Source organism: Streptomyces sp. NPDC058955 (assembly GCF_042741435.1).
In the GTDB taxonomy this organism is placed as follows: domain Bacteria; phylum Actinomycetota; class Actinomycetes; order Streptomycetales; family Streptomycetaceae; genus Streptomyces.
On record NZ_JBHYKM010000006.1, the window covers coordinates 32,033 to 58,574 of the forward strand.

Annotated in this window: 18 protein-coding genes and 4 pseudogenes; 10 read left to right on the forward strand and 12 right to left on the reverse strand. The window is 75.5% G+C overall.

From position 1 onward, the window contains the following. Positions 1–150: 150 nt before the first annotated feature. Positions 151–1,605 (reverse strand): tetratricopeptide repeat protein, encoded by a 1,455-nt coding sequence (locus ACFW1I_RS04425; RefSeq protein WP_384665950.1) that lies wholly within the window; start codon positions 1,603–1,605, stop codon positions 151–153. 271 nt (positions 1,606–1,876) lie between these two features. On the opposite strand from ACFW1I_RS04425, the gene ACFW1I_RS04430 reads away from it, so the two are divergent. Next, complete coding sequence (locus ACFW1I_RS04430; RefSeq protein WP_384665952.1) at positions 1,877–2,371, forward strand: GNAT family N-acetyltransferase; 495 nt, start codon at positions 1,877–1,879, stop codon at positions 2,369–2,371. An 11-nt stretch (positions 2,372–2,382) separates the two neighbouring features. Here the strand turns inward: ACFW1I_RS04430 and bla are convergent, their stop codons facing one another. Further along, positions 2,383–3,318 carry a class A beta-lactamase gene (bla, locus tag ACFW1I_RS04435; protein WP_384665954.1) on the reverse strand — a complete coding sequence of 312 codons (936 nt, stop codon included), beginning with the start codon at positions 3,316–3,318 and terminating at the stop codon, positions 2,383–2,385. A gap of 157 nt (positions 3,319–3,475) precedes the next feature. On the opposite strand from bla, the gene ACFW1I_RS04440 reads away from it, so the two are divergent. The 6 genes and pseudogenes from ACFW1I_RS04440 to ACFW1I_RS04465 all read left to right on the forward strand — a co-directional run bounded on the left by ACFW1I_RS04440 (position 3,476) and on the right by ACFW1I_RS04465 (position 8,314). Then, the gene (locus ACFW1I_RS04440) at positions 3,476–4,264 is read left to right on the forward strand and encodes an IclR family transcriptional regulator (protein ID WP_384665956.1); all 789 of its coding nucleotides are present in this window, start codon (positions 3,476–3,478) and stop codon (positions 4,262–4,264) included. 246 nt (positions 4,265–4,510) lie between these two features. After that, positions 4,511–5,896 (forward strand): rhodanese-like domain-containing protein, encoded by a 1,386-nt coding sequence (locus ACFW1I_RS04445; protein ID WP_384665958.1) that lies wholly within the window; start codon positions 4,511–4,513, stop codon positions 5,894–5,896. 42 nt (positions 5,897–5,938) lie between these two features. Further along, on the forward strand, positions 5,939–6,514 hold the full coding sequence (locus ACFW1I_RS04450) for a rhodanese-like domain-containing protein (protein ID WP_384665960.1): 576 nt from the start codon (positions 5,939–5,941) through the stop codon (positions 6,512–6,514). Continuing rightward, positions 6,511–7,251: pseudogene (locus ACFW1I_RS04455) on the forward strand (sulfite exporter TauE/SafE family protein); the annotation flags it as partial. The gene ACFW1I_RS04450 and the pseudogene ACFW1I_RS04455, both read left to right, overlap by 4 nt. 104 nt (positions 7,252–7,355) lie before the next feature. Continuing rightward, positions 7,356–7,601, forward strand: coding sequence for a metal-sensitive transcriptional regulator (locus ACFW1I_RS04460; protein WP_384666129.1), 246 nt, complete (start codon positions 7,356–7,358; stop codon positions 7,599–7,601). 122 nt (positions 7,602–7,723) lie between these two features. Beyond that, the gene (locus ACFW1I_RS04465) at positions 7,724–8,314 is read left to right on the forward strand and encodes a TetR/AcrR family transcriptional regulator (RefSeq protein WP_384665961.1); all 591 of its coding nucleotides are present in this window, start codon (positions 7,724–7,726) and stop codon (positions 8,312–8,314) included. Between the two features lie 40 nt (positions 8,315–8,354). Here ACFW1I_RS04465 and ACFW1I_RS04470 read toward each other — a convergent pair whose 3' ends face one another. The 6 genes and pseudogenes from ACFW1I_RS04470 to ACFW1I_RS04495 form a co-directional block, all read right to left on the reverse strand. Further along, entirely contained in the window at positions 8,355–10,139 is a 1,785-nt protein-coding gene (locus ACFW1I_RS04470) for a BCCT family transporter (protein WP_384665963.1), read from the reverse strand. A 137-nt stretch (positions 10,140–10,276) separates the two neighbouring features. After that, positions 10,277–12,292 carry a hypothetical protein gene (locus tag ACFW1I_RS04475; protein WP_384665965.1) on the reverse strand — a complete coding sequence of 672 codons (2,016 nt, stop codon included), beginning with the start codon at positions 12,290–12,292 and terminating at the stop codon, positions 10,277–10,279. Further along, the gene (locus ACFW1I_RS04480) at positions 12,289–13,452 is read right to left on the reverse strand and encodes a VWA domain-containing protein (protein WP_384665967.1); all 1,164 of its coding nucleotides are present in this window, start codon (positions 13,450–13,452) and stop codon (positions 12,289–12,291) included. Before ACFW1I_RS04480 ends, ACFW1I_RS04475 begins: the two co-directional genes overlap by 4 nt. Beyond that, a pseudogene (locus ACFW1I_RS04485) lies at positions 13,449–15,362 on the reverse strand (DUF5682 family protein); the annotation flags it as partial. The gene ACFW1I_RS04480 and the pseudogene ACFW1I_RS04485, both read right to left, overlap by 4 nt. A 63-nt stretch (positions 15,363–15,425) precedes the next feature. Next, positions 15,426–16,484: pseudogene (locus tag ACFW1I_RS04490) on the reverse strand (AAA family ATPase); the annotation flags it as partial. Further along, positions 16,481–20,104: a DUF4132 domain-containing protein gene (locus tag ACFW1I_RS04495; RefSeq protein ID WP_384665969.1), complete on the reverse strand. Its 3,624-nt coding sequence runs from the start codon at positions 20,102–20,104 to the stop codon at positions 16,481–16,483. The pseudogene ACFW1I_RS04490 and the gene ACFW1I_RS04495, both read right to left, overlap by 4 nt. 171 nt (positions 20,105–20,275) lie before the next feature. Here ACFW1I_RS04495 and ACFW1I_RS04500 point away from each other — a divergent pair, with 171 nt between their 5' ends. Beyond that, positions 20,276–20,989, forward strand: a complete 714-nt coding sequence (locus ACFW1I_RS04500; protein WP_384665971.1) for a DUF2470 domain-containing protein — start codon at positions 20,276–20,278, stop codon at positions 20,987–20,989. Positions 20,990–21,041: 52 nt separating this feature from the next. Further along, a pseudogene (locus tag ACFW1I_RS04505) lies at positions 21,042–21,785 on the forward strand (DUF817 domain-containing protein); the annotation flags it as partial. A gap of 8 nt (positions 21,786–21,793) precedes the next feature. On the opposite strand, the gene ACFW1I_RS04510 reads toward ACFW1I_RS04505, so the two are convergent. Beyond that, positions 21,794–22,447, reverse strand: coding sequence for a transcriptional regulator (locus ACFW1I_RS04510; protein ID WP_384665973.1), 654 nt, complete (start codon positions 22,445–22,447; stop codon positions 21,794–21,796). A 169-nt stretch (positions 22,448–22,616) separates the two neighbouring features. Between ACFW1I_RS04510 and ACFW1I_RS04515 the strand changes: the two genes are divergently transcribed. Continuing rightward, positions 22,617–22,868, forward strand: coding sequence for an EF-hand domain-containing protein (locus ACFW1I_RS04515; protein ID WP_384665975.1), 252 nt, complete (start codon positions 22,617–22,619; stop codon positions 22,866–22,868). Positions 22,869–22,886: 18 nt separating this feature from the next. On the opposite strand, the gene ACFW1I_RS04520 is transcribed toward ACFW1I_RS04515, so the two are convergent. Genes ACFW1I_RS04520 through ACFW1I_RS04530 form a run of 3 tightly spaced genes read right to left on the reverse strand, consistent with a single transcriptional unit; the run spans position 22,887 to position 26,380 of the window. After that, a complete protein-coding gene (locus ACFW1I_RS04520) occupies positions 22,887–24,488 on the reverse strand; it encodes a glycoside hydrolase family 13 protein (protein ID WP_384665977.1) in 1,602 nt (533 codons plus the stop codon). 57 nt (positions 24,489–24,545) lie between these two features. Next, positions 24,546–25,421 (reverse strand): carbohydrate ABC transporter permease, encoded by an 876-nt coding sequence (locus ACFW1I_RS04525; RefSeq protein WP_384665979.1) that lies wholly within the window; start codon positions 25,419–25,421, stop codon positions 24,546–24,548. Between the two features lie 17 nt (positions 25,422–25,438). After that, positions 25,439–26,380, reverse strand: coding sequence for a carbohydrate ABC transporter permease (locus tag ACFW1I_RS04530; protein ID WP_384665981.1), 942 nt, complete (start codon positions 26,378–26,380; stop codon positions 25,439–25,441). Between the last annotated feature and the right edge of the window lie 162 nt (positions 26,381–26,542).

Genomic DNA, 26,542 nt, shown 5'->3' on the forward strand with positions numbered 1-26,542 from the left:
CGGGTCGGCTCTTCTTTTGTGACTTTGTCCTATCGTCCCGCCCCGCCCGGGGGGGGGGGGGGGGCCGGGGCGCGGGGCGGGGGCCGGCGGCGCGGGGGGGGGGGGCCCGCCCCCCCCCCGGGCCCCCTCATCCGGGGCCGAACCGGCAGGTCAGCGCGGCGGGTTCGGTACGGCTCCGAGCCCGGGCGCCGTCGGCCGCAGCCCCTTCGCCGCACCCGCCGCCCGCTCCCGCGCCACCGCCGCCAGCGCCGCGTCGCCGATCGCGTCGGCCAGCCGGGCCCGGCCCAGCCAGTTGTAGGGGCTGTCCGGACGCAGCCCGTCCCGCTCGCTCAGCAGCAGCCGCGCCCGGTCGTGGTCCCCGGCGGCGAGCGCCGACTCCAGCAGCGTCCGCTGGACCGCGTCGCGCTGGGCGTGACTGCCCCCGAAGACCTGGATCCGGCGCCGCACCGGCCACAGCAGCTCCACCACGGCCGCGTGGTCACCCCTCCCCTGCGCCAACAGCGCCTCGCAGACGGGGAGTCCGATCTCGGCCGTCATGGCGTGGTTGGCGAGGGTCCGCCGGTCCTCGCCGCCCTCGGCCAGCCACCGCCGGCGGTCGGCCACCAGCGCCTCCGCCTCCGCGATCCGGCCCGCCCCCACGTAGGCCATCACCGCGTGGGCGTCGTTGAAGGCGTAGAACGGCGGATCGGCCCGCGCGGCCCAGGCGTCGGCGAGCCGCGCCCAGCGCTCCGGCTCCTCCCGTCCCGCGAGCCGCAGCCGCCACAACAGCGCGGCGGCGTCCAGCAGTTCCATGGCGAGACCCGCCGACTCGGTGTGGTGGACGGCCGCGTCGTAGACGCGCAGCGCGGTCTCCTCGGCGCCCGCCTCCAGGCAGTACAGGGCGTAGTGCCACCAGTTGTGCACGGTCAGGTAGTTGCCGCGCGTCCAGTCGTCCGCGCGCGCGTCGAGGAAGGCGACGCCCTCGGCGATCCGGCCCTGCATCTCGTAGGTGTGGGTGACGGCGTGCACGGCCCACACGTCCCTCGGATGCCGCTCGACCGCCGCGAGCCCGGTCTCCTCCGCGCGCCGGTAGTGCCCGGACTCCTCCAGTCCGAAGGCGTACATGCCGAGCAGCGGCCCCCAGGGCTCGTCCGCCCTCCCCCACGCCGACAGGGCCCCGCCGATCCGGTCCCGCAGCCGGACGGCGTCCCCGGTGAGGAAGTCCAGCTGGTGCCCGGCGAAGAGGGCGAGCACGTCCCTCGGGTACGCGAGGGACAGCTCCTCCAGGAGGTCGCCCGCCCCGTGCAGGTCGCCCGCGAGACAGGCCCCGGCGGCCGCCAGGTGGAGCCGCTCGCGCGCGGGCAGGGCGCTCGTGTCGCGGCCGGCGAGATAGCGCCCGAAGCGCGTGCGGGCCTCGGCGGCGGCGGTGTGCTCGGTGCCCAGCACGCCCAGGTAGACCGCGAACGCCTGGGCGTCGGGCGACTCGGGACTCGCCGCGAGCGCGTCCTCGACGGCTCGGGTGACCTCGGGCCGGAAGAAGAGCAGGGCCTCGACGGCCCGGTCCAGATGGCCCGCCCCCTCGGGTGTGCAGGCGTGCAGGGTGGTGCCGTGACGGTCGGTCGCCAATGCGGTTCCTCACCTCGGTTCCTCGGATACTGCGCCGTGTGCGGGCCCGGCCGGGGCGGACTCCGCTCCCGCCGGCACCGGGAGCGTGCCCCGGCCGGTCCCCCCGCACTCCGCCCGCGCCCCCGCGCGCCCCGCCCGCGCGGGGGACCGGGCGCTCGGCGAGCACGCGCCGCCGCTCGCACCCGCGCCCTCCTCGCCGAAGCGCCGGGACGGCGACATGATCCACTGGTCACGCACCGCAGGGCGCGGTGCGTGAGGAGAGTGAACGTTCATGTCCGTCGCCGACACCGCCGCCGACACCACCCCCGCCGCCCCCGCCGTCCGGGTCCGTCCGGTCCGGGAGGAGGACTTCGACCAGTGGCGCGCCCTGTACCGGGGCTACGCCGAGTTCTACCGGGTCGAGCAGACCGAGGAGGCCGCGCGGCTCGTCTGGTCCTGGCTCCACGACCCGGCGCACGAGGTGGAGGGGCTGGTGGCGGAGGGCGCCGACGGGCGGCTCGTCGGGCTCGCGCACTTCCGGCCGTTCGCCCGGCCGCTCTCCGCGACCGTCGGCGGCTGGCTCGACGACCTGTTCGTCGACCCGGCGAGCCGCGGCACCGGCGCGGCGGACCTGCTGCTGGCCGCGCTGCGCGGGATCGGCGCGGAGCGCGGCTGGAGCGTCGTCCGCTGGATCACGGCCGACGACAACCACCGCGCCCGCTCCAAGTACGACCAGGTGGCCACGCGCACGATGTGGATCACGTACGACATGGCCACCGAGGTCTGATCCGCCGCCCGCTAGCGGAGTTCCTCCGCGACGATCGTCGCGGCGGCGGCGACCAGTTCGTCCACGCCCTTGGCGTCCGGCTCGAACCGGGTGGTGAGGACGGAGAGGAGGATCGGGCCGCCGTCCGGCGGCCAGGTGACGGCGACGTCGTTGTTGCCGCCGTAGTCGCCGCCGCCGGTCTTGTCGGCGACGGTCCAGTCCGCCGGCAGGCCCTTGCGGAAGCGGTTGAGGCTGGTCGTGTTGCGGAGCAGCCAGTCGGTGAGCAGGGCGCGGTCGGCCGGTTCCAGGACCCGGCCGAGGACCAGCCGGCCGTAGGTCCTGGCGATCGCGCGCGGGGTGGTGGTGTCGGTGATCCGCCAGGGCTCGGCGGAGTTCAGCTCGGGCTCCCAGCGGTCGAGCCGGGTGACCGGGTCCCCGATCGAGCGGGCGAAGCGGGTGACGGCCGTGGGGCCGCCCAGCTCGCGCAGCAGCAGGTTGGCCGCGGTGTTGTCGCTGAACCGGATGGTGGCGTCGCAGAGTTCGGCGACCGTCATGCCCCGGGCCAGGTTCTCGTCCTTCTCGGTCACCGGTGACCAGCCCGAGCGCTTGACGTAGTCGGCCGTGTAGGTGAGGCGGCGGGCCAGGAAGCTGCCGTCGTGGTCGAGGTCGCGCAGGACGGCGGCGGCGGCGAGGGTCTTGAAGACCGAGCACATCGGGAAGCGCTCGCGGTCCCGGTGGGCGATGGTGCGGCCGGTGCGCACGTCGTGGGCGTGGACGCCGAGGCGGGCGTCGTACCGCTCCTCCAGGGCGCGCAGGCGGGCGACGACGGGCTCCTCGGGCCGGCCGGCCGGTCGGGACAAGGCGTGGGCGGAGCCGGCGTCGGCGAGTCCGAGGGCGGCGGTGAGGGCGGTGCCCGCGCCGAGGGCGAGGGCGGTCCGGCGGGAGGCGCCGGTGTGCTGGGAGTTCACGAACGTCCTTTCGGAGGTGATCGTTTCCGCAGTGCACCACGCGGAGGCGGCGCGACCGGTTCCGACACCCCGGGTTACCTGACGGTACGTGTTTCGGGGTTCACTGTCCGATCATGGACCCGGAGCACAGTGCTCCGCGCGTTGTGAAAGGACACGCATGCCATATCGCGAGGGGGGAAGCGGCACGGCACCGACCCTGATCCAGTCGGTACGCCGGGCCGTACGGCTGCTGGACGAGCTGGAGCGGCGCGGTGGCACGGGCAGCGCCAAGCAGCTGGCCCGCGAGGCGGTGCTGCCGCTGCCGACGGCGTACCACCTGCTGCGGACGCTGGTCCACGAGGGCCTGGTCCGCAACGACAACGGCGTCTACACGCTCGTCTCGCCGCTGCGCCGGGACACGGGCGCCCCGCACCACGAGCCGGCGCTCGGGATCCAGGCGTGGGTGGACACCCTCAGCCTCGACCTGGACGCGGCCGTCTACTTCGTCCAGTACCGGGACGGCGAGGTCGAGCTCGGGGCCGTGTCGGACAACCCGGCGCGGCCCCCGGTCGAGGAGTGGGCCGAGTTCCGGGCGACGGCGCACGCCCACGCCGCGGGCCAGAGCCTGCTGCTCCAGCTGGAGCCGGAGCAGCGCGGCGACCATCTGAGCCGCCACCCGGTCGCGGCGCTCACCCCGCACACGGTCCGGATGCGGCGCGACTTCGAGCGGCGGCTCGCCGCGCTGCCGCGGCGGCTGCCGGTCCTGGAGCACCAGGAGTACGCGCTCGGGACGGCCTGCGCGGCGGTGCCGATCACCGTCGGCGCGGAGACCGCGGCGGTGGCGCTGTCGATCCCCGCCTCCGAGGGGGCGCGGCTGCGCGGGCTGGCGGACCGGCTCCAGCAGCGGGCGGAGCAGGTGCTGATCTCCCAGACGTTCGCGGTCGCCGCGCACGGCCACGAGCCTTGACCGGCACCCGCGGGGCACGACGCCCGGCGGAGGGGGAAGCGGAAGGGGGCATCGCCAAGGGACCGGCGGTGCCCCTTTCTACAGCCCGCCGCAGGTCGGAATACCCCCACCTGTATGCACCCCCCAGGCCCGACGGCTGTGACGTGCAATACCCAGGGGGGTATTTGACCGGGCGCGGCGGGACCTCGTACGGTCGGACCCGTTGATACCCAGGGGGGTATTCAGACGTCTCCGGGAGGCTCCGCCGTGATCTTCACCCAGTACTACCTCGACTGCCTGTCCCACGCCTCGTACCTGATCGCCGACGAGGGGACGGGGCAGGCCGTGGTCGTGGACCCGCGCCGGGACGTCTCCGAGTACCTCGCGGACGCCGCCGCGCACGGCCTCACCGTGGTCGGCGTCATCAACACCCACTTCCACGCCGACTTCGTCGCCGGCCACCTGGAGCTGGCCGACCGCACCGGCGCCTGGATCGGCTACGGCCGGGGCGCGGAGACCGAGTACCCGATCCGCGCGCTCGGCGACGGCGAGCGGATCGCCCTCGGCGACGTCGTCCTGGAGGTCATGGCGACCCCGGGCCACACCCCCGAGTCGATCAGCGTCCTGGTGTACGAGCACGCCGGGGACGAGGTGGCGTACGGGGTCCTCACCGGCGACGCCCTCTTCATCGGGGACGTCGGCCGGCCCGACCTGCTCGCCTCGGTCGGCGTCGGCGCCGAGGAACTGGGCGGCATGCTCCACGACAGCGTCCAGCGCAAGCTGATGGGCCTGCCCGACGCGGTCCGCGTCTTCCCCGCCCACGGCGCCGGCTCGGCCTGCGGCAAGCACCTGTCGGCGGAGAAGTCCTCCACGATCGGGGAGCAGCGGGCCACCAACTACGCCTGCGCGCCCATGAGCCGGGAGGAGTTCACGGCCCTGGTCACCGCCGGCCAGTCCGCCGCCCCCGGCTACTTCGCCTACGACGCAGCGCTCAACCGCCGGGACCGCGGGCTGTACGACTCCGCCACCGCCGCCCGCCCGCTGGAACTCGCCGAGTTCACCGCGCTGCGGGACGCCGGGGCGGTCGTGGTCGACGCGCGCGATCCGCAGGAGTTCGCGGCCGGGCACCTGCGCGGCGCGGTGAACGTCCCGGCCGACGGCCGGTTCGCCGAGCAGGCGGGGACCGTCCTCGACCCCGGCGACCGGCTCGTCGTCCTCGCCCCCGAGGGCCGCGAGGAGGAGGTCGTCACCCGGCTCGCCCGCGTCGGCTTCGACCGCGCCGAGGGCTACCTCCCGGAGCCGGAGGCGGCCCTGGAGGCGCTGGCCGCCGAGGTCGCCCCGGCGAGCCGGATCACCGCCGCCCACCTGCGGACCGCCCTCGCCGGGCCGCGGCCGCCGCTCGTCGTGGACGTCCGGAGCGAGGGCGAACGGGAGGCCGACGGCTTCCTCGACGCGGCCGCGCACATCCCGCTCGCCGAACTCCCCCACCGCACCGGCGAACTCCCCGCCGACCGGCCCCTCGTCGTGCACTGCGCCGGCGGCCACCGCTCCTCGATCGCCGCCAGCCTGCTGCGCCGGCGCGGCTTCGCGGACGTCTCCGACCTCCTCGGCGGCCACGCGGCCTGGGCCCTGACGGCGCCTCGGCAGGACTGACCACCTCCCCCTTTCGCACACCCCTCACGAACGGAGCCACCCATGAGCGCCACCGCCCCCTCCCTCTCCCCCGCCGTCCTGCACCGCCTCGTCCAGGAGGGCCGCGCCCCGCGCCTCGTCGACGTCCGCACGCCCGGCGAGTTCCGCACCGCCCACCTCCCCGGCTCCGTGAACGTGCCGCTGTCCACCCTGCGCGAGCACCGCTCCGCGCTCCTCGACCACCTCGGCGGCGAGGTGGTCCTGGTGTGCCGCTCCGGACAGCGGGCGCGGGAGGCCGAGCGGGCGCTCGTCGAGGCGGGCCTGCCGCAGCCGCGGGTCCTGGACGGCGGGATCGTGGCCTGGGAGGCGACCGGCGCGCCCGTCGAGCGCGGTCCCGAGCGGTGGGAGATGGAGCGCCAGGTCCGGCTCGTCGCCGGCTCCGTCGTCCTGGTGACCGGTCTCGCCGGGCTCGTCGTGCCCGGCGTGCACCTCATCGGCACCGCCCTCGGCGCCGGTCTGACGTACGCCGCCCTCAGCAACTCCTGCGCCATGGGCGTCCTGCTCTCCCGGCTGCCGTACAACCGCGGCCCCCGGACCGACCTGGACACCGTGATCGCGGAGCTCCGGAGCTCCCGGTGACCGTCCTCGTCGTCGCCGCCTCCCTGCTCGTCGGCGTCAGCCTCGGCGTCCTCGGGGGCGGCGGCTCCCTCCTCACCGTCCCGGTCCTGGTCCACCTCGCCGGACAGGACGCCAAGGAGGCGATCGCCACCTCGCTCTTCGTCGTCGGCGTCACCAGCCTCGCCGCCCTGGTCGCGCACGCGCGGGCCGGACGCGTCCGCTGGCGGACCGGCCTGCTCGTCGGCGCCCTCAGCATGGCCGGCGCGTACGGCGGAGGCCGGGCCGCCGCGTACGTCCCCGGCGCCGTCCTCCTGGTCGCCTTCGCGCTGATGATGCTCGTCACGGCCGTCGCCATGCTGCGCCCCTCGCGCGGCCCGCGGCGGCCGGAGGTCCGGCGCGGGGATCCGCCGCCGGCGCGCCTGGCGGTCGTGGGGCCGGCCGTGGGCGGTGTGACCGGCTTCGTCGGCGCCGGCGGCGGCTTCCTCGTCGTCCCGGCCCTCAGCCTGCTCGGCGGGCTGCCGATGGGCGTCGCCGTGGGCACCTCGCTCCTGGTCATCGCGATGAACGCGTTCGCCGGCCTCGCCGGGCACCTCGCGAGCGTCTCCCTCGACTGGGGCCTCGCCCTCACCGTCACCGGCACGGCCGTGCTCGGCAGCCTGGCCGGGGCGCGCCTCGCCGGCCGGGTCCCCCAGGCGGCGCTCCGCAAGGCGTTCGGCTGGTTCGTCATGGCGATGGGCGTCCTCGTCCTCGCCCAGCAGTGACCGGTCCACACCCACACAGGGCGTTTTGATACCCCACGGGGTATCCTGGACAGTCGGGGACGACGAGAAGGAGGACCGCCGTGCAGGTCGACGACGAGGCGATGGCACCCGTGCTGAACCGCCTGCGGCGCGCCCAGGGGCAGCTGGCCGGGGTGATCGCGATGGTCGAGTCGGGCCGCGACTGCAAGGAGGTGGTGACCCAGCTGGCCGCCGTCTCCCGGGCCCTGGACCGGGCCGGGTTCAAGATCGTGGCGAGCGGGATGCGGCAGTGCCTGTCCGGTGACGCGGCGGACGCCCCGCCGATGACGGAGGCGGAGCTGGAGAAGCTCTTCCTGGCGCTGGCCTGAGCCCCCGCCGGCCCCCCGCCGCGACGCGGTGCGGGGTCCGCCGGCCCCGGCGCCTCCTATGCTGACCAGGTACGGAAGAACCAGGCCAGGGTTGGCAGACGAGGTAAGGGGCACCCCGCTCGATGAGCCGGAAGCAGCAGCGCGGAGAAGTCACCGTCGAGCGCGTCCTCGACGCCGCGCTCGACCTGTACGCGCGCGAGGGTGAGGCCGGCCTCACCGTCTCCGCGCTGACCCGGGTGAGCGGGGTCAGCACCGGCAGCGTCTACCACCACTTCGGCAACCTCCACGGGGTGATCAGCGCCCTCGCCCTGCGCTGGCTCGGCCGCCTCCTCGGCGAACTGGGCACCGCCCTGATCTCCCATCAGGACGCCCGCTCCGGCATCGAGGCGGTCGTGCGCGCCTACCTCGACTTCGTGCGCACCCAGCCGGCCGCGTCCAAGCTGCTCCACTCCCCCTTCGCGGACCAGGAGGGCGCGGCCCGCGCCAGCGAGATCCGCGACAACCAGGAGGCCCGGCTCACCCCGATCGAGCTGTGGCTCGACGGCCACCGGAAGGCCGGCGCGATCGCCGACCTCCCCACCCCGGTCATCGAGTCCCTGGTCCTCGGCCCGGTGATCGGCATGGCCCGCCGCTGGCTCACCCTGGGGGACGTCGACCTCGAAGAGGCCGCCCGCATCCTCCCGGACCGCATCTGGCGCTCCATCGGCCCCTGATCCCGCCCCGGCCCGGGACGCGGCCACGGGTGACGCCGGGTCAGCGCGGGCCCGGCCTCCCGGCGGGGGCCTGCGGGCCGTCCGGGGAGCCGTCGGTGGTGCCCGGGCCGATCCGCAGCTCGAAGTCGCCGTCGTACTTCTCGTGCCCGGCGATCACCGCGACCTCGACGATCTCCTTGCCGACCCGGCCGCGCACGATCAGCGGGTCCTCCCGCAGGTCCCGCATGAGCGCCACGCACATGCCGACCATGACCAGCACGAACGGGGCGGCGACCAGGATCGTCAGGTTCTGCAGGCCCGCCAGGGCGTCGCCCTGGCCGTCGCCGATGAGCAGCATGATCGCGGCGACGGCGCCGGTGACCACGCCCCAGAAGACCACCACCGGGCGGGTCGGCTCCATCGCGCCGCGCTGCGACAGGGTGCCCATGACGATGGAGGCGGCGTCCGCGCCGGAGACGAAGAAGATGCCGACGAGGACCATCACGAGCAGGCTCATCACCCCCGTCATCGGGAACTCCTGGAGCAGCCCGAAGAGCCGGCCCTCCGGTGTGCTCTCGCCCGTCAGCCGGCCCTCCTCGCTCAGCCGCATCGCGGTGCCGCCGAAGATCGCGAACCACACCAGGCTGACGGTGCTCGGCACCAGGATGACGCCGCCGATGAACTGGCGGATCGTACGGCCCCGGCTGATCCGGGCGATGAACATGCCGACGAAGGGCGTCCAGGAGATCCACCACGCCCAGTAGAAGACGGTCCAGCTGCCCAGCCAGTCGTGGATGTTCTCGCCGCTGGTCGCCTCGGTGCGGCCGGCCAGCTGGGGCAGGTCGCCGATGTAGGCGGCGATCGAGGTCGGCAGCAGGTCGAGGACGATGATGGTCGGCCCGGCGACGAAGACGAAGACGGCCAGGAGCAGCGCCAGCACCATGTTGATGTTGGAGAGCCACTGGATGCCCTTCTCCACGCCGGAGACGGCGGACAGCACGAAGGCCACGGTGAGCACCGCGATGATGCCGACGAGCAGGCCGGTGCCGGTCTTCTCCAGCCAGCCCAGCTCCTCCACGCCGCTGCCGATCTGGAGCGCGCCGAGGCCCAGCGAGGCCGCGGAGCCGAAGAGCGTGGCGAAGATGGCGAGGATGTCGATGACCCGGCCGGGCCCGCCGAAGGCCCGGCGCTCGCCCATCAGCGGGACGAAGACGGCGCTGATGGTCTGCCGGCGCCGGCGGCGGAAGGTCGAGTACGCGATGGCCAGACCGACGACGGCGTAGATCGCCCACGGGTGGAGCGTCCAGTGGAAGAGCGTGGTGGCCATCGCCGTCTGCATCCGCTCGGCCGAGTCGGCCGGGGAGGTGCCGGGCGGCGGGGTGCCGTAGTGGGCGAGCGGCTCGCTGACGCCGTAGAACATGAGGCCGATGCCCATGCCGGCGCTGAACATCATCGCGATCCACGAGACCGTGCGGAACTCCGGGCCCTCGTCCTCCTGGCCGAGGGTGATCCGGCCGTACCGGCTGATCGCCAGCCACAGCGCGAAGACGACGAAGCCGGAGGCGGCGAGCATGAACGCCCAGCCGCCGTCCCGGATCAGCCCGTCGAGCAGGCTGCTGGAGACCGACTCCAGGCTGTCCGTCGCCGTCGCGCCCCAGACGACGAAGGCGAGCGTGAGGACGGCGGTGACGCCGAAGACGACCATGTCGGTACGGGCGGGGTGGCGGCCGGCCCGATCGGGCAGGTCGGCCGTCACCGGCAGGCCGCCCCACCGGCGCGCACCCTTGGGGCCGCCCGGCCCGCCGCCGTCCCGCCGGTCGTCCGGCCCTCGTCCGTCCTGCGCCATCTGCGACCCCTTTCCCCGCCAAACGGGACAAACTTCTCATGTCCTGGTAAGGCAGTATCACAAGCGGAGTCGAAGTCGGCGGACCAACAGGCCCCGGGCCCGGACCGGTTGGCGGGGCCCGGGCGGCCGTCGCGGGCTCAGTCGCCGCGGGCGTGCAGCTCGACGGCGGTGAGCAGGCGCAGCTGGGCGTCGAGCCAGGGTCGTACCGCGGCCTCCGGCCCTTCCTCCGCGAGTGCCGCAGGCACCCGCCGGAGCCGCTCCGCCGTGGTGGCGAGGCCGCGCCGGGCGAGGGCGTCGGCCGCGTCGGAGAGCGCGGTCCTGGCCCCGGCGGGCAGCCGGCGCAGGCCGTGCACCGTGACGGTGGCGAGGGCCGAGAGGGCGCCGTGCAGGGCGAGCGCGACGGGGTCGTCGGGGGCGGGCGGGACCGTGTGCGGCAGCTGTGCCGTGGGCTTCCGGGGCGCCGGGGCCAGATCGGGGACGACGGTGCCGGTGCCGGTCAGCACGCCGAGCGGCTCCACCACCAGGCCGTCGGCGGTGACCCGGACGAAACCGCTGACCAGCCGGGGCGCGGCGGGCTCGCCGTCGCGCAGGGCGTCGGCCAGCGCGTCGAGCCCGCCGGGGCCGTGGGGGTTGTACGGGGCGACCAGCCGCGCCGTGGCGCCGGCGGCGTCCCGGACGGTGGCCCGCAGCTCCTGCCGTGCCGGGTCGTAGCCCAGCTCCTCCACCGCCTCGACGGCCAGCACGTGCACGGACTCCGCCTCGACCCGGGGGCGGGCGAAGCGCGGCGGGCGCCGGCGCAGGGTCCGCGCGTGCGCGGAGAAGTCCCGGACGAGCAGCGGTTCGGGCAGCTCGGCCCAGGCGTTCCCGACCGGGGTGACCCCGGTGGCGGCCACCCGGGAGGTGCCGAGCGTCACGGCCCGCCCGGGGGTGCGGGAGGCGACCTCGCTCACCACGTTCCCGGCGGCGAGCGCGCCCAGGGTGCTGCCGGCGATCCGGCGCCGGGCCAGGACCGCCCCGGTCGGCTCCGTGTCCTCCGGGACCGCCCAACGGCGGCGCAGGACCAGGGCGATGCCCGCGCCGCCGTGCGCGAGGTAGACCTCGGCCGTGCGGTCGGCGGGGGTTCCCGATATCCGGCAGCCGAGGGCGGTGAGCCGCACCCGGCGGAGCGGGGTGTCGCCGCGCTCGCCGCTGCCGAGGAAGGCGCCGGACCGGCCCCGGGCCCGGGCGTCGGCCTCGCCGAGCAGCGCGGCCAGTTCCTCGGCCCGGAAGCGGGCGCCCCTCCCCTCGTACTCGCCGAGCTGGTCGAGGACGTCGGTGAGGACGCCTGCCGGCCAGTGCAGCGCGCCGGCGGCGAGCTCGTCCCGGACCCGGCCGAGGGTGCCGGGGAGGACGGGCCCGGTGTGGGCGGCGCCGTCGAGCAGCAGGTCCGCGAGGAGCGGCCCGGACCGGTCGAGCGCGGCGGTCCCCTTCCGGCCGGACGCGGACCCGCCGACGTCGATCCGGGCGGGCGGGCGCGCGGGATCCGCTTCTACGGCCGCGCGGAACGCCCAGACGGCGAGCGCGACGGCCTCGCCCCGCACGGCGTCGGCCGCGTCCGTGACCGCGTGCGCCACCGCGTCCCGCACCGGGAAACGGACGGTGCAGGTGGGCAGTTCGGCCCGGGCGGCGGGCGCGTCGGGGGTCGGGTGGGTGAGCCGCGCGGTGTAGCCGCGGGCCAGGGTCCGCCGGGCGGCGGCCACCGCCCGCGCCCCCACGGCGGCCACCAGCTCCTCGTCCCCGGTGTCGCCGGGCGACCAGGGGCGCCGGTCGGGCGCGGTGGCGTCGGGTGCCTCGGGTGTCTCGGGTGCCGGTTCCGGTGCCGCCGGGGCGTCCGGGTGCTCGGCGGCGCGCTGGTGGGCGAGGACCAGGCCGATGAGGTGGCGGCAGACGCCGGGCGCGGCGCAGCTGCAGGTGCCGCGGTCGAGTCCGGCGCCGGGGGCGAGGGTGACGGTGGTGCCGTCGGGGAAGCGCCCGGTGAGCGTGGCGTCGGGCGCCGCCGTCACCGTCGCGCCCGAGCCCGCGGCCAGTTCCCGCGCGGCGCGCTTCACGAGGCCCCGGTTGGTGAGGGCGGCGAGCGTCTCGGCGTCCAGGGCGAGGAGGTCGGTCCTGGTCATCGGCCCAGCCTCTCGGCGACGAACTCGGCGAGCCGGCCGGGGGTCATGGCGCCGACGTGGGCGCCCGCGTCCGCGAGGAGCTGCCCGGTCTCCCGGTCGTAGGCCGGCCGGGCCTCCTCGTCGAGGGCGGCGAGGCCGAGGACGACGGTGCCCTGCTCCACGAGGGCCCGGACGCCCCGCACCAGCCGGTGGCGGTCGCCGCCCTCGTAGAAGTCGCTGATGACGACGACGATCGCCCGGCGCGGGTTGTCCACCAGGCCGGTGGCGTAGGCGACGGCGCGGGCGATGTCGGTGCCGCCGCCGAGCTGGACCCGCATGAGCAGTTCGACGGGGTCGGCGACGTCGCCGGTCAGGTCCACCACGGAGGTGTCGAAGGCGATCAGATGGGTGGTCAGCCCCGGCAGGCCCCACAGGCTGGCGGCCGTCACGGCGGAGTGGATGACCGAGTCGACCATGGAGCCGGACTGGTCGACCAGGAGGATCAGCTGCCAGCGCTCGACGTGCCGGCGGGTCCGGGAGTGGAACCGGGGCCGCTCGATGAGGAGGCGGCGCTCCTCGGGCCGGTAGTGGGCGAGGTTGGCGCGGACGGTGCCGCGGAAGTCGAAGTCGCGGGAGAGCGGCAGCCTGCTGGGGCGGCGGGAGCGGGTGCCGTGGAGGGCGCGGCGCACCTCGGGCCGGAGGCGTTCCATCAGCCGGCGGACGACGGTCTCGACGATGCGGCGGGCCAGCCGCAGCACCTCGGGGTTCATCAGGTGCTTGGTGCGCAGGACGGCGCGGAGCAGGGTCTGGTCGGGTTCGATGCGCTCCAGGACGGCGGGGTCGGTGACGATCTCGTGGATCTCGAACCGCTCGACCGCGTCCCGTTCGAGCCGTTCGATCGTCTCGCGGGGGAACAGCCGGTGCACGTCGTCGAGCCAGTCGACGGGGGTGACGGCCGAGGGGCCGTCGCCGCCCTCGCGGCCGGTGGCGCGCACGCCGCGGCGGGCCTGCTCGGGGTCGCGGCCGTAGAGCCAGTCGAGCGCGGCGTCGCGGGCGGCGGCCTCGGGGCCGAGGGGGCCGGTCCAGCGTTCGGCGGGGGCGCCGAGGACGAGCCGCCACCGTTCGAGTCCGGCGTCGGGTCCGGGGCCGGGTCCGGGGCCGGGGGTGTGCGGGGCGGTCACCGGGCGTCCCCGAGGCCGAGGTCGTCGAGGGTGCGTGACACGTGGTCCTCCAGTGCGCGGGCCCGGGCGAGGGCGAGCGGGTCCGCGGGGGTGCGCAGCAGGGCGCGGGCGGAGCCGCGTACCCCGCGCCGTTCGATGAGGCGGGCGGCGATCCGTTCGCGCTCGGTGGGCGGGAACCAGGCGAAGGCCTCGCGGAGGGCGGGCAGGGCGACGAGGAAGTCGGTGTCGGACATGGCGACGACCAGGTCGTCGAGGACGCCGACGAGGCTGCCGGGGTCGCCGTCGGCCGTCTCGGCGGCCACCTCCTCGCGGGCGACCGCGAAGAGCCCCGCCAGCCAGTCGCCGAGCACGGCGGGCGCGGCGGCGGCCCGGACGGCCTCGGCGACGCCGGACTCCGGGGTGCGGGCGAGGACGCGGACCAGGCCGTGGGCGGCGCCGCGGAGGTCGGGCGGGGCGGCGGGGTCCGCGGCGACGCGGCGGAAGACGTCGGCGGCGGCGTCCCGGGGGACGGTGAGGAGCGGTTCGGCGTGCAGGAGGGCGTCGCGGACGGCGACGAGGGCGCGCAGCCGGGCCCGGTCGGGGCCGGTCGCGCCGCCGGGCACCGTGCCCTCGACGAGCCAGAGCACGCGGGTGACGGCCGTGTCGACGGCGGCGGCGAGCAGGGGGTCGCGGGCGACGCCGTAGACGCGGTCGTGCCGCCACAGGCCGAGGGCGGTGGCGAGGGCGGCGCCCAGCGGGCCGGGCGCGGTGGCGGCGGCGAGCCCCGCGCGGAGGCGGCCGACGAGGGGTCCGGCGAGGTCGGTGGCGCCGCAGACGACGGTGTCGAAGAGGACGCCGGCGAGGGCGGCGCAGTCGTCGGCGGCGGCGCGGGCGCGGTCGTCGAGGGCGACCAGGGCGGCGTCGTCGAGGCGGGCGCCGTACGCGCCGGCCTCGACCAGGGCCGCGTCGCGGCCGGCCGCCGGGCGGGGCTCCCACCGCTCCTCGGCGACCGGGTCGGTGCCGTCGGCCGGGCCGGCCGTCCGCTCGTACCCGGGGATGCCGAGGACGCGGAGCCGGTGGAGGACGCGGCTGCGGTCGAGACCGGCCGGGTCGGTGAGCCGGAGCGTCACGGGGGCGGTGCCGTCGAGGCCGAGGGCGGTGAGCCGGGCGGCCACGTCGTGGACGAGGGGCGGGGCGGGGGTGTCGGGGTGGAGCCGGCCGACGCGGTCGCCGGCGCAGGCGGCGACCATCTCCACGACCGCCGGGTGGGTGCCGGGGGTCAGCGGGCCGCGCCGGGTCCACGGCAGGGGTTCGTCGAGGGCTTCGGTGACGAGGGCGCCCGCGAGGGCGTCGAGGAGGTCGAGGCGGCCGGGCAGGGGGTGGCCGCGCAGGGCGGCGAGCGCGGCGGCGGAGGCCCGGGCGGCGACGAGGGAGGCGGTGGAGACGGGGTGGCCGCGGTCGCGGAGCCGGTCGGCGACGGTGCGGACGAGCCGCCGGCCGGCGGCTTCGGGGCCGTCCTCCCACAGCCACTGGTGGTAGGCGGGGGACGGCATCCCGGACTCGTAGCCGGCGAAGGAGTCGAGCTGCCGGAAGGAGTACGGGACGAGGAAGCTGCCGCTGAGCGCGGTCCCGGGCGGCGCGGGCACCTCCGGCCACTCGGCCGCGCCGCCGGCGTCGGCCTCCGCCAGCGCGCGGAGAGCGGGCCGGTGGAAGCCGCCGGTGACGACGAGGACCGGGCGGTCGCCGGCGGCGGCGCGGGCGGCGCGGATCCAGCGGGCCATGTACGTCTCGCGGGCCCGGTCCGAGGGGTCGGCCTCGGTGTCGCCGCGGACGGCGTCGAAGTAGGTGTCCAGGCGTTCCGCCAGGTCCGGGGCGTCGGGGTCGGCCTCGATCATGCGGTCCCAGAGGGCGTCGGTCGAGTCGACGGCGAAGCGGTGGCGGAGCCGGGCGGTGGCCTCGGCGTAGCGGACCTCGGCGTCCGCGTACCGGTTGGCGCGGCCGGCGACGCGCTGTTCGAGGTAGCGGCGGAGGCGGGCCAGGTCCTCGGGGCTGTCCTTGGCGGCGGTGCCGGCGAGGCAGGTGACGAGGTCGGCGGCGTCGCCGGGGCCGCCGCGCAGGAACCAGCCGCGGACGCCGACGGCGTGGGCGACGGAGACGGCCTCGGCGGTGCTCATGACCGCCGAGAGCCGGTCGGCGGGGGCGCCGTCGCGGGTGGTGCCGACGCGGAGTTCGCGGAAGGTGGTGACGAGGACGGTGAGGACGTCCCGGTCGGGGGCGACGGGGACGCCGGAGCGGCGCAGCAGGGCGCCGGCCTCGGCCTCGACGAGGGCGAGTTCGGTGTCGAGGTCGGGGATGGGGAAGACGGTCTCGAAGGTGAAGCGCCGTTTGAGGGCGGCGCTCATCTCGTTGACGCCCCGGTCCCGGGTGTTGGCGGTGGCGATGACGTTGAAGCCCTGGCGGGCGAAGACCATGCCGGCGGGGCCGTCGAGTTCGGGGACGGCGAGGACCCGTTCGGAGAGGAGCGAGAGGAGGGAGTCCTGGACCTCCAGGGGGCAGCGGGTGATCTCCTCGAAGCGGACGAGCCTCCCCTCGGCCATGCCCTGGAGCATGGGGGCGGGCACGAGGGCCCGTTCGGAGGGGCCCTCGGAGACGAGGAGGGCGTAGTTCCAGGAGTACTTGATGTGGTCCTCGGTGGTGGCGGCGCCGCCCTGGACGACGAGGGTGGAGTCGCCGGCGACGGCGGCCGCGATCAGCTCGGAGAGGAGGGACTTGGCGGTGCCGGGTTCGCCGACGAGCATCAGGCCGCGGTTGGTGGCGAGGGCGACCAGGGCCCGCTCGACGAGGGCGGTGTCGCCGACGAACTTGCGGCTGATGCCGTGCTCCTCGTCGCCGACGACGAACCGCCGGGCGGCCCGCAGGCTGAGCTGCCAGCCGGGCGGGCGCGGGTCGGTGTCGGCCGCGCGCAGGGCGGCGAGCTCCTCGGCGTACCGGACCTCGGCGGGCGGCCGCTGGAGCGCGTCGGGCGCGGAGCCGGTGGGGTCGGTGGTGGTCACGAGGTCAGCTCCGTGAGGTCGGCGAGGAGTTCGGAGACGGTCACCGGGTCGAGGTCGGCGAGGCGCAGCGGGTAGGCGCGGCTCCCCCAGTGGTCGCCGGGCTGGGTGTCGAGCCAGACGGTGTCGAGGGTCTGGTCGGGGAACTCGTCGAGCATGCCGACGGCGATGCCGGGTTCGAGCTGGATGACGAGGTGGCGCTCGGGGGCGAGGCGGCGGGAGAACCAGCGCTCGACGCCGGCGTCCTGCGGGGTGCCGCGCTCCCAGCCGCGCTTCTGGAGGCCGAGGAGGCGGCCGACGGGGACGGTGACGCCCTCGAAGCGGGTGAGGCGGGCGCTCGCGGAGTCCTCCTCGGTGGGGGTGTGGAGCTGCCGGCCGAGCTGCGGGAAGGGCTGGACGATCTCGTAGTCGGCGAGGAGTTCGGCCCAGGTGCCGAGGGAGTCGGTGAGGTGGAGGGGGTGCGGGAGGGTGATGGTGGCGTCGTCGGCGACGGTGAGCAGTTCGTCGTCGGCGTCGGCGTAGGTGCGGTCCTCGGCGATGCGGAACGCGGTGGTGGTGCCGTCCTGCTCGGCGCTCCAGACGAGCCGGCGGGAGAGGTGCCAGACGAGGGGGTGCTCGACGAAGAGCTGCCGGAACTCGGCGCCGGTCCAGGAGCGGCCGGCGACCATGGCGGCCTCCAGGCGGCGGACCTGGTCGGCGGCGATGGTGCGGACGTCCTTCTTGAGGGCGAGGAACCGCTTGCGCTCGGCGGTGGCCCGCTCGGTCTCGTCGCGGGCGCCGGGCTTGGGGAGGTCCTTGAGGCGGCGGCCCTCGGCGTCGCGGACGAAGGGCTTGAGGGCCTCGTCGAAGCCGACGGTGAAGCGGCGGGTGCCGTAGTCGACGACGGTGCTGCCGTCGGCGTCGAGGCCGAGGTCGGGCACGAGCCGGTCGGCGAGCTGTTCTGCGGTGAGGCCGAGCTCGTCGGCGACCTCGGCGATCTTCTCCTGGGCGCGCTGCTTGAGCGCCTTGAACTTGACGCGCTGGGAGATGCCGTGGAGGTGGAGCAGGGCGCTGTCGGTGCCGATGGCGGCGAGCACGTCGAGCCCCTCGACGGCCCGGTGGTGGGCGCCCTCGCCGGGCCAGGCGCGGATGACCGGGGTGAGGGCCTGGACGGTGTCGTCGTCGCCGAACCAGCCGAGGGCGTGCAGGGTCCACGCCTCCTTCGGCGGCATGCCGACGACCCGCCACTCCTCGAAGAGGCCCCAGGCGAACGCGGCGAGCGACGCGGGCGTGCACAGCTCGCGGACCTCGGCGAGGCCGGGGTAGGGGGCGCCCGGCTTGGAGACGGAGACCATGGTGATCAGGTGGGCGACGGCGGAGACGGGCAGGGTGGCGCCGGTCCGCAGCCGGATCCGGGGCGGCACGCGGGGCTCGACCCAGCCGGGCGTCTGGGGCATCCGGGCGGGCAGCGCGGTCACCAGCGGGTCGGTGGCGAGGAGGGCTTCGACGGCCTCGACGGCCTCCTCGCCGTACTCCTTGGCGGCGGTGCGGACGCCGTCCGGGCCGTGGGCGGCGACGATCGCCCGCAGGGCGCCCTCGGCGGCGGTCCGCTCGGGGCCGACGGCGCCGACGGCGTCCGGGACGAGGAGCCGGGCCGCGTCGGTGCCGTGGCGGTGCAGCCAGGTGCGGGCGGTGCGGCCCGCGGTCTTGAGGCGGTGCAGCCAGTTCGCCATCAGCCGGGCGACCCGGACGTCGAGGTAGGGCAGCATCACCTCGGCGATGGCGGTGGGGTGGTGCGGGGCCATGCGCAGCAGGGGCGGCAGGGCGGCTTCCTCGTGGGCGGCGACGAGCGGCTTGAAGACCTCCGCGCCGTCGTAGCAGTAGTCCATGCCGTCCCAGTCGGCGAGGAAGGGGCGGACGCGGTCGGCGGGGCCGTTGACGAGGACGCCGACGGTGTGCCAGTTGTGCAGGTCGCCGCGGAGGAGCTTGTCGACGAGGACGTCCATGGGTTCGTACGGCTGCCAGCCTGTCACCCAGGACTCGGTGGTGGCCCAGGCCCGCCGCTCCTCGTTGCGCCAGACGACCCGGGTGCCGTCGGGGGCGGCGATGCCGGTGACGACCCGGGGCTTGGCGGCCGGGCGCCGCACGGTCCACGGCGGGCTGGTGAGGAGCGCGGGCAGGTCGGCGGGGGCGGCGTCCTCGGTGGTGTCCTGCTCGCGGGTGAGCGGTTCGACGATCTCGGCGGCCTCGGCGGGGAGTTCGGGCAGGACGTCGAGGGTGAGCGCCCGGTGGGTGGCGACGTGTCCGGTGAGCATCCGGCGGACCAGGGCGCTGTCGGCGGTGGTCTCCCGGGCGGCGAGGGCCAGGAGGCGGAGGGCGCGGACGGGGAAGCGGCGGGCGGCGGCGACCAGTTCGGGGCGGACATGCTTGTCGCCGACGCGGTCGAGGAGGCCCTGGAACGCCTCGTCGGAGGGGAGCTCCGCGAGGGCGGCGGCGAGTGCTTTGAGGTCGTCGGTGCCGAGGTACTGGCGGTGCGTCTCGGCGATGAGGAAGGGGGCCACGGCGGTGCCGACGCCGTCGGCGACGGTGGCGACGGTGGCCGGGCCCCAGCCGCGCCAGCCGAGGTCGGCGCGGCCCGCGTAGGGGGCGGTCTGATCGGCGGTCAGGGAGCAGACGAGCATGTCCCGCACCGGCATCTGGACGTGCTCGCGGAGCGCGGGGTCGGCGACGCACTCGTCGGTCCAGGCGCGCTCGGTGGGCACCAGATAGGAGACGGAGACGCGGCGGCGGGGGCTGGTCCGGTGCCGGGCGAGGGCGGCGACGGCGGCCGCGTAGGTCTCGTCGTCGGCGACGGCGAGGAGGGCGCGGACCCGTTCGAGGACGACGTGGGCGTCGCCCTGCTGCCACTGCGCCTCGTCCTCGGCGGCGGCCTCGATGCCGCCGACCACGCTGCTGCGTGAGCCCTGGACCCAGATGCGGCGGCATTCGAGGTGCTCGACGGCGGCGACGGCGGCGAACGGCAGCCCGTGGGTGAGGGTCCAGGCGTCGGCGACGGTGCGCCGGTCGGCGCCGTACGGCAGGAAGGAGGCGAGGACGGCGGCGCCGACGGGGTCGGGGCTGCCGGCGTCGTGGGCGCGGGCGGCGGCGACGAGTCCGGCGTCGCTCCGGCCGGCGTCGAGCGCGCGGTCGACCTCGGCGCGCTGCCCGGAGCGCCACTCGGCGAGCCGGGCCGGCGCCTTCGCGTCCGGCGCCGGGACCGGGACGGGGGTGCCGCCGCGGCGCGGCCGGAGGTGCCGCTTCCAGGCGTCGGGCATCACGAAGGCGGTCTCGTCGGGCCGGACGGCGGGGCCGTCGGGCGCCGGCGCCGCGGGGACCTCGGCGGCGGAGGCGGAGGGCGCGGGCGGCGCGGCGGGCGCGGGCGGCGTCACGGCGGTGCCGTCGCCGGTGGCGACGTACCCCTTGCGCTCCTTCTCGCCGATGGTCTTGAGCAGGTACGCCTCGGCCGCCTCCACGGTGCCGAGCTCCTTGACGCGGGTCTGGCCCGCCGTGCCGATCCGGCCGAACCGGACGGTCACCGAGGTGCCCTCCGCACCGGCTTCCCAGAACTTCCCCGCGCCGTCCCCGGCGTGCTCCCAGCGGCGCACGGCCCCTCCCGCATGTGCTCGTCGATCAGTGCTCCGACAGTAGCGGGGGCCACCGACAACAACGGAATTCCCGCTGCTCGCGGGGGTTCTGGACAGCCCCGACCCAGAGATGGTTAGGTTAGCCTCACCTAAATTCCACTGCCCCGAGAGATCCGACCGAGGAGAGTCACCGTGAGCGTCGCCCCCTCCCCCGTCCTGCCCCAGCAGACCGCCGCGGAACAGGTCCGCTCCGTCCTGGCCCGGGCCATCTCCCTCTCCCTCACCCTCGACGGGCAGAGCTACGACCTGCTCGGCGCCCACACCGTCGGCGCCCGCGGCCGGATCACCCTCCACCCGCCCGCCGACACCCCGCTCACCGACCACCTCGACCGCGCCCCGCTCCGCGTGCTCGACGTCCGCGTCGACCTCACCGACATCGCCCCGACCGCCCTCCGCGACCGGGTCCGCGCCCGCGTCACCCTCACCGGCCGGCTCGCCCCCGCCACCCCCGGCGACCTCGGCTCGCTCCGCCTCGACCTGGCCCGCGTCACCCTCCGCACCGGCACCGGGACCGAGGAGGTCGACCCCACCGCGTACGCCCTCGCCGCCCCCGACCCGCTCGCCCTCGAAGAGGCCGCGCTCCTCACCCACCTCGCCGACGCCCACCCCGACCTCGTCTCCGACCTGGTCGTCCTGGCCGGCTCCCGCCTCCCGCACGGCGTCGTCCGCACCCTCCCGCTCGCCATGGACCGCCACGCCGTCTCGCTGCGCTGCGAGTACGGCGAGGGCCACTGCGACCTCCGCCTCCTCTTCCCCGCCGAGGCCCGCGACGCCGCCACCGCCGGCGACATGGTCCGCCGGCTGCTCACTGCCCCGCGCTGCGCCCACCACCACGGACACCACTGACCGGTCCCGCGATCCGGAAACCGCACACACGGGCGGACGCGTCCCCACCCGCATGGACCGGATCACGCACGGCCTCCGCCAGCTCCTGCGCTTCGCGCTCACGGAGGCGCGCTGCTGCGCCTTCGCCGTCGCGCTCGTCGGCGGCATCGCCGTCTCGACGCTCCTGCCCGAGCTGCCCGTCGCCCGCTACGACCTGCTCCTCGGCTACGGGATCGTGCTCACCGTGCTGGCCTGGCGGCTCGGCTGGGACAGCGGGCGGGACGTCGCGGTCATCGCCGTCTGCCACCTCATCGGCCTGCTCTTCGAGCTGGTCAAGGTCCGCATGGGCTCCTGGAGCTACCCGGAGGACGCGGTCACCAAGGTCGGCGGCGTCCCCCTCTACGGCGGCTTCCTGTACGCGGCCGTCGGCAGCTACGTCTGCCGGGCCTGGCGCCTCTTCGACCTGCGCCTGACCGGCTACCGGCCCCGGATCATGGCGGTCCTCGCCGGCGCGGTCTACCTCAACTTCTTCAGCCACCACTGGCTGCCCGACGCCCGCTGGGTGCTCGCCGCCCTGCTGCTGCTCGCCACGGCCGGGACCTGGGTCCGCTTCCGCGTCGGCGAGCAGGACCTCCGGATGCCGCTCGCGCTCTCCTTCGTCCTCATCGGCTTCTTCCTCTGGATCGCCGAGAACGCCGCCACCTACGTCGGCGCGTGGAGCTACCCCGACCAGCTCGACGGCTGGCAGCCCGTCTCCGTCACCAAGTTCGGCGCCTGGGCGCTCCTCATCACCGTCACCTTCGTGCTGGCCGCCGCCTGGACGGCTCAGCCGACGGCGGGCGGCGCGGGCTCCTCCCCCCGGCGGATGCCGAGGGTCGCCAGGAGGTCCTCGTGGAGCTCCATCCAGACGGTGTGGCAGGAGTCGGCGCGCGGCCGGTCCACCCAGGAGAACTCGCCGCGCCGGACCCGGGCCAGGGCGGCGGTGAAGCGGTCCCCGTAGCCGGTGAAGCGGTCGAGCCGGGAGCCGAGCTCGGCGGCGAGGGTGTCGATGACGCCGCCGAGGACGGTCAGCTCGTCGAGGATCCGGCCGTCCCAGGCCGCGTCGGCGTGGGTGTTGACCGCGAGCCGGCCGCCGCCGTCGGGCCGCAGCTGCCAGTCGGTGCAGGCCGTCAGGCAGCGCGCGTTGTACGCGAGGAAGGTCTCGTACCGCTCGCGCACGTACGGCCGGTGCCCCGACCGGGCCAGCTCCTCGGCGAGCAGCCGCTCCCCCTCCGCCCGCCCCGCGTCGGTCAGGCTCCAGCCGGACGTGCCGGCGAAGCTGCTCCGGGTCACCCGGCCGTACGCCTGGAGGTCGAGGAGCAGCTCGCCGACGGCCTCCGCGTCCAGGCCGAAGCGGGCCGCGGCCTCCGCCTCGGTGGTCATGCCCCGCAGCCGTACGGCGTGCAGGACCAGCAGCTCGGGAGCGGATGAGGTCGCCATGGACAGAGCCTAGACAGGTACCGCCGGGCGCGGCGAGCCCCCGCCCCGATCGGCGGGCAACCCGCCGGTCGCCCGGCGCGTCCTCTCCCGTACGAACCCCGTGCGAACTCCGTACGAACCCCGTCCGCGGCCCGGACGTACCCGGCCCCGGACCGACCAAGGACACGCCATGAGCGACAAGGCCCGCATCCTCTTCGACGCGCTCGACCTCGACCACGACGGCACGCTGACCCGGACCGAGGTCATCCGGGCCCTGCGCGAGAAGGGCCCCACCCTGGCGGCCCGCGGTGTCCTCCCCGTCTGGGGCGTCGGCGGCGACGACGACTCCGCCGCGCTCTTCGACGCCGCCGACCAGAACGGCGACCGCGTCCTCAGCTTCGAGGAGTTCGCCGCCGTGGTGGACCGCCGCTTCGGCTGGTGACCCGGGCGGCGCGGCCGCTCAGGCGCGCAGCCAGGCGGCGGTGTCCGGGGGGAGCGCGCCGGTGGGGTCGAGCGGGCCGCTGGTGAGAAGCAGCGAGGTGTGCGCCGGGAGGTCCACCGGCACCGCGGAGAGGTTGACGACGCAGGTCAGGCCGTGGTCGCGGGTGAAGGCGAGGACGCCGTCGGCGGCCGGCAGCCAGCCGAGCGTGCCGTCGCCGAAGCCGGGCTCGGAGCGGCGCAGGGCGAGCGCGGTGCGGTAGAGCGTGAGCATGGAGTCGGCGTCGGCGCTCTGCCGGTCGACGGCGTACCGGGCCCAGTCGGCGGGCTGCGGCAGCCAGGGGTCCGTACCGCCGAAGCCGTACGAGGGCGCCTCGGCCTCCCAGGGGAGCGGGACGCGGCAGCCGTCGCGGCCGGGGTCGGTGCCGCCGGAGCGGAAGTGCATGGGGTCCTGGATGCGGTCCAGCGGGATGTCGGCCTCGGGGAGGCCCAGTTCCTCGCCCTGGTAGAGGTAGACGGAGCCGGGCAGGGCGAGGGTGAGCAGGGCGGCGGCGCGGGCGCGGCGGGTGCCGAGCTCCAGGTCGGCGGGGGTGCCGAAGCGCTTGGCGGCGAAGTCGAAGGCGGTGTCGGCGCGGCCGTAGCGGGTGGCGGTGCGGGTGACGTCGTGGTTGCAGAGGACCCAGGTGGCGGGGGCGTGCACGGGGGCGTGTTCGGCGAGGGTGTCGTCGATGGTGCGGCGCAGCCGGTCCGGTTCCCAGGGGCAGGCGAGGAAGTTGAAGTTGAAGGCGGTGTGGAGCTCGTCGGGGCGCAGGTAGCGGGCGAAGCGTTCGGCGTCGGGGAGCCAGACCTCGCCGACGAAGACGCCGCCGTACTCGTCGGCTATCGCCCGCCAGGAGCGGTAGACGTCGTGGATCTCGTCGAGGTCGATGTACGGGTGGGGGTCGACGCCCTCGGTGAAGTCCCGCAGCTCCGGGTCCTTGGTGAGGAGGGCGGCGGAGTCGATGCGGACGCCGGCGACGCCGCGCTCGAACCAGAAGCGGAGGACCTCCTCGTGTTCGCGGCGGACGTCGGGGTGGGCCCAGTTGAGGTCGGGCTGTTCGGGGGTGAACAGGTGCAGGTACCACTCGCCGTCGGGGACCCGGGTCCAGGTGGTGCCGGAGAACTGGGAGGGCCAGTCGTTGGGCGGGAGTTCGCCGTGCTCGCCGCGGCCGGGCCGGAAGTGGAAGCGGGCGCGCGCGGGGCTGCCGGGTCCGGCGGCGAGGGCCTCGCGGAACCAGGCGTGCTGGTCGGAGACGTGGTTGGGGACGATGTCGACGATGACGCGGAGGCCGAGGGCGGCGGCCTCGGCGATGAGCTTCTCGGCCTCGTCGAGGGTGCCGAAGGCGGGGTCGATGGCGCGGTAGTCGGCGACGTCGTAGCCGCCGTCGACCATCGGGGAGGCGTACCAGGGGGTGAACCAGACGGCGTCGACGCCGAGGGCGGCGAGGTGGGGCAGTCGCGCCCGGACGCCCGCGAGGTCACCGGTGCCGTCCCCGTCGCCGTCGGCGAAGCTGCGCGGGTAGACCTGGTAGATGACGGCGTCGCGCCACCAGTCGGCGGTGCGGGTCGGGGTGGGGGCTGCCACGTGGCGGTCCTTTCGGGCAGGGAGGGGTGCGGTGGGTGAGCGGACGGGCGGGGCGGGTCAGCCCTTGAGGCCGCCGGCGGTGAGGCCGCCCATGATGTTCCGCTGGAAGACCAGGAAGACGAGGAGCGTGGGCAGCGAGGCGATGGCGAGGGCGGCGATGAGCACGTTCACCGGGACCCCGTTGGAGAGCGAGTAGATGCCCACGTTGAGGGTCTGCTTCGCCGGGTCGGGGAGGGTGAGCATCGGCCAGAGGAAGTCCTTCCAGACGCCGACGACCGCGAAGATCGACACCACGGCGAGGATCGGCCGGGAGATCGGCAGGACGATCGACCACAGGATCCGCAGGGGGCCGGCGCCGTCCAGGGAGGCGGCGGAGAGCAGTTCCTGGGGGATGGAGTCGAAGAAGCGCTTCAGCAGGAAGATGTTGAAGGCGTTGGTGACGGACGGCAGCCAGATCGCCCACGGGCTGTCGAGCAGGTTGCGTTCGACGATCGGCACGTCGAGCACGGTGAGGTACTGGGGGACGACGAGGACGGTCGCCGGGATCATCAGGGTGGCGAGCATCATGCCGAGGACGGCCTTGCCGAGCACGGGGCGCAGCTTGGAGAGCGAGTAGGCGGCGGCGACGTCCAGGACGAGCTGGAAGGCGAGGGCGCCGAAGGCGTAGTAGAGGGTGTTGAGGAGGAGGGTGGCGAGGTCCATGACCTCCCAGGCCCGGCTGTAGTTGGCGGGTTCGAAGGTGCCGGGGATCAGGGTGGGCGGGGTCTGGACGACCTCCTGGGCGTCCTTGAAGCCGGTGGACGCCAGCCAGTAGAGGGGGCCGAGGAAGACCAGGGTGAACAGGACGAGGACCAGGGCGAGGGCGATCCGGTAGGCGGCCTTGCCGCGGGGCCGGGCGAGCCGGGCCGGCGAGATGAGCGTGCGTGCGGACATGTGTGTCTCCCCCGGTCCTACTCGTCCTCGGCGCGGCTGAGCCTGACGTACGCCGCCGAGAAGCCGGCGAGGAGCACGAGCAGCATGAGGCCGAGGGCGGCCGCGGCGCCGTAGTCGTTGAAGTTGAAGGCGTACTGGTAGATGAGGTACACGACGGTGGTGGTGGACCCTTCGGGTCCGGCTCCGCCGGTGAGCAGGAACGGTTCGACGAAGACCTGCATGGTGGCGATGACCTGCATGAGCAGCATCAGGGAGAGGACGAGCCGGGTCTGCGGGACGGTGACGTGCCAGATCTTGCGGAGCAGGCCGGCGCCGTCGAGTTCGGCGGCCTCGTAGAGCTCGCCGGGGATGGACTGGAGCGCGGCGAGGTAGATCAGGGTGGCGCCGCCCATGTTCATCCAGGTGGAGGCGATGACGACGGCGAGCAGCGAGATGTCGGGGTCCTGGAGCCACTGCTGTTCGGGCAGGCCCAGGAGGCCGAGGAGTTCGTTGAGGAGGCCGTAGCCGGGGTCGTAGAGGTACTTGAAGAGGAGGACGGCGGCGACCGGCGGGAGCATCACCGGGAGGTAGACGAGGAGCCGGAGGTAGCCCTGTCCGTGGCGGAACTCGTTGATGACGAGGGCGGCGACGAAGGGGACGGCGAAGCCGAGGACCAGGGCGAGGGCGGTGTAGAGGAGGGTGTTGCTCCACGCCTGCCAGAAGGCGGGGTCGTCGGCGACGGTGCGGAAGTTGTCGAGGCCGACCCAGGTGGTGCGGCCGCTCTCGGTCTTCTGGAAGGCGAGCAGGAACTCCCTGACCATCGGGTACCAGGAGAAGACCGCGAAGCAGAGGACGGCGCCGATGAGGAAGCCGTGGGCGGTGAGGTTGCGCCGCAGGGCGGTGGCGAGGGGTGCCGTCCTGGCCGGCGGTGCGGTGCGGGGTGGCGCCGTGGGGCGCGGGGCGGTGCTGAGGGCCGGCATCGTCGCTCCTTGGTGCTGGGTGCCGCTGCTGGATGTGCCGGCGGGGGGGGGGGGGCGGGGCGGGGCCCCCCCCCCCCCCCCCGGGGCGGGGGGGCCAGGACCAGGGTTTCCACGGGCACCGGGGGCGCCCGCGGCGATTAGATGTAGGCGGCCACCTTTGTG

Coding starts and splice junctions, on each gene's coding strand:
- ACFW1I_RS04430 (WP_384665952.1), top strand. CDS start 1,877: ATGTCCGTCGCCGACACCGCCGCCGACACCACCCCCGCCGCCCCCGCC.
- ACFW1I_RS04440 (WP_384665956.1), top strand. CDS start 3,476: ATGCCATATCGCGAGGGGGGAAGCGGCACGGCACCGACCCTGATCCAG.
- ACFW1I_RS04450 (WP_384665960.1), top strand. CDS start 5,939: ATGAGCGCCACCGCCCCCTCCCTCTCCCCCGCCGTCCTGCACCGCCTC.
- ACFW1I_RS04460 (WP_384666129.1), top strand. CDS start 7,356: ATGGCACCCGTGCTGAACCGCCTGCGGCGCGCCCAGGGGCAGCTGGCC.
- ACFW1I_RS04465 (WP_384665961.1), top strand. CDS start 7,724: ATGAGCCGGAAGCAGCAGCGCGGAGAAGTCACCGTCGAGCGCGTCCTC.
- ACFW1I_RS04470 (WP_384665963.1), bottom strand. CDS start 10,139: ATGGCGCAGGACGGACGAGGGCCGGACGACCGGCGGGACGGCGGCGGG.
- ACFW1I_RS04475 (WP_384665965.1), bottom strand. CDS start 12,292: ATGACCAGGACCGACCTCCTCGCCCTGGACGCCGAGACGCTCGCCGCC.
- ACFW1I_RS04510 (WP_384665973.1), bottom strand. CDS start 22,447: ATGGCGACCTCATCCGCTCCCGAGCTGCTGGTCCTGCACGCCGTACGG.
- ACFW1I_RS04515 (WP_384665975.1), top strand. CDS start 22,617: ATGAGCGACAAGGCCCGCATCCTCTTCGACGCGCTCGACCTCGACCAC.
- ACFW1I_RS04525 (WP_384665979.1), bottom strand. CDS start 25,421: ATGTCCGCACGCACGCTCATCTCGCCGGCCCGGCTCGCCCGGCCCCGC.
- ACFW1I_RS04530 (WP_384665981.1), bottom strand. CDS start 26,380: ATGCCGGCCCTCAGCACCGCCCCGCGCCCCACGGCGCCACCCCGCACC.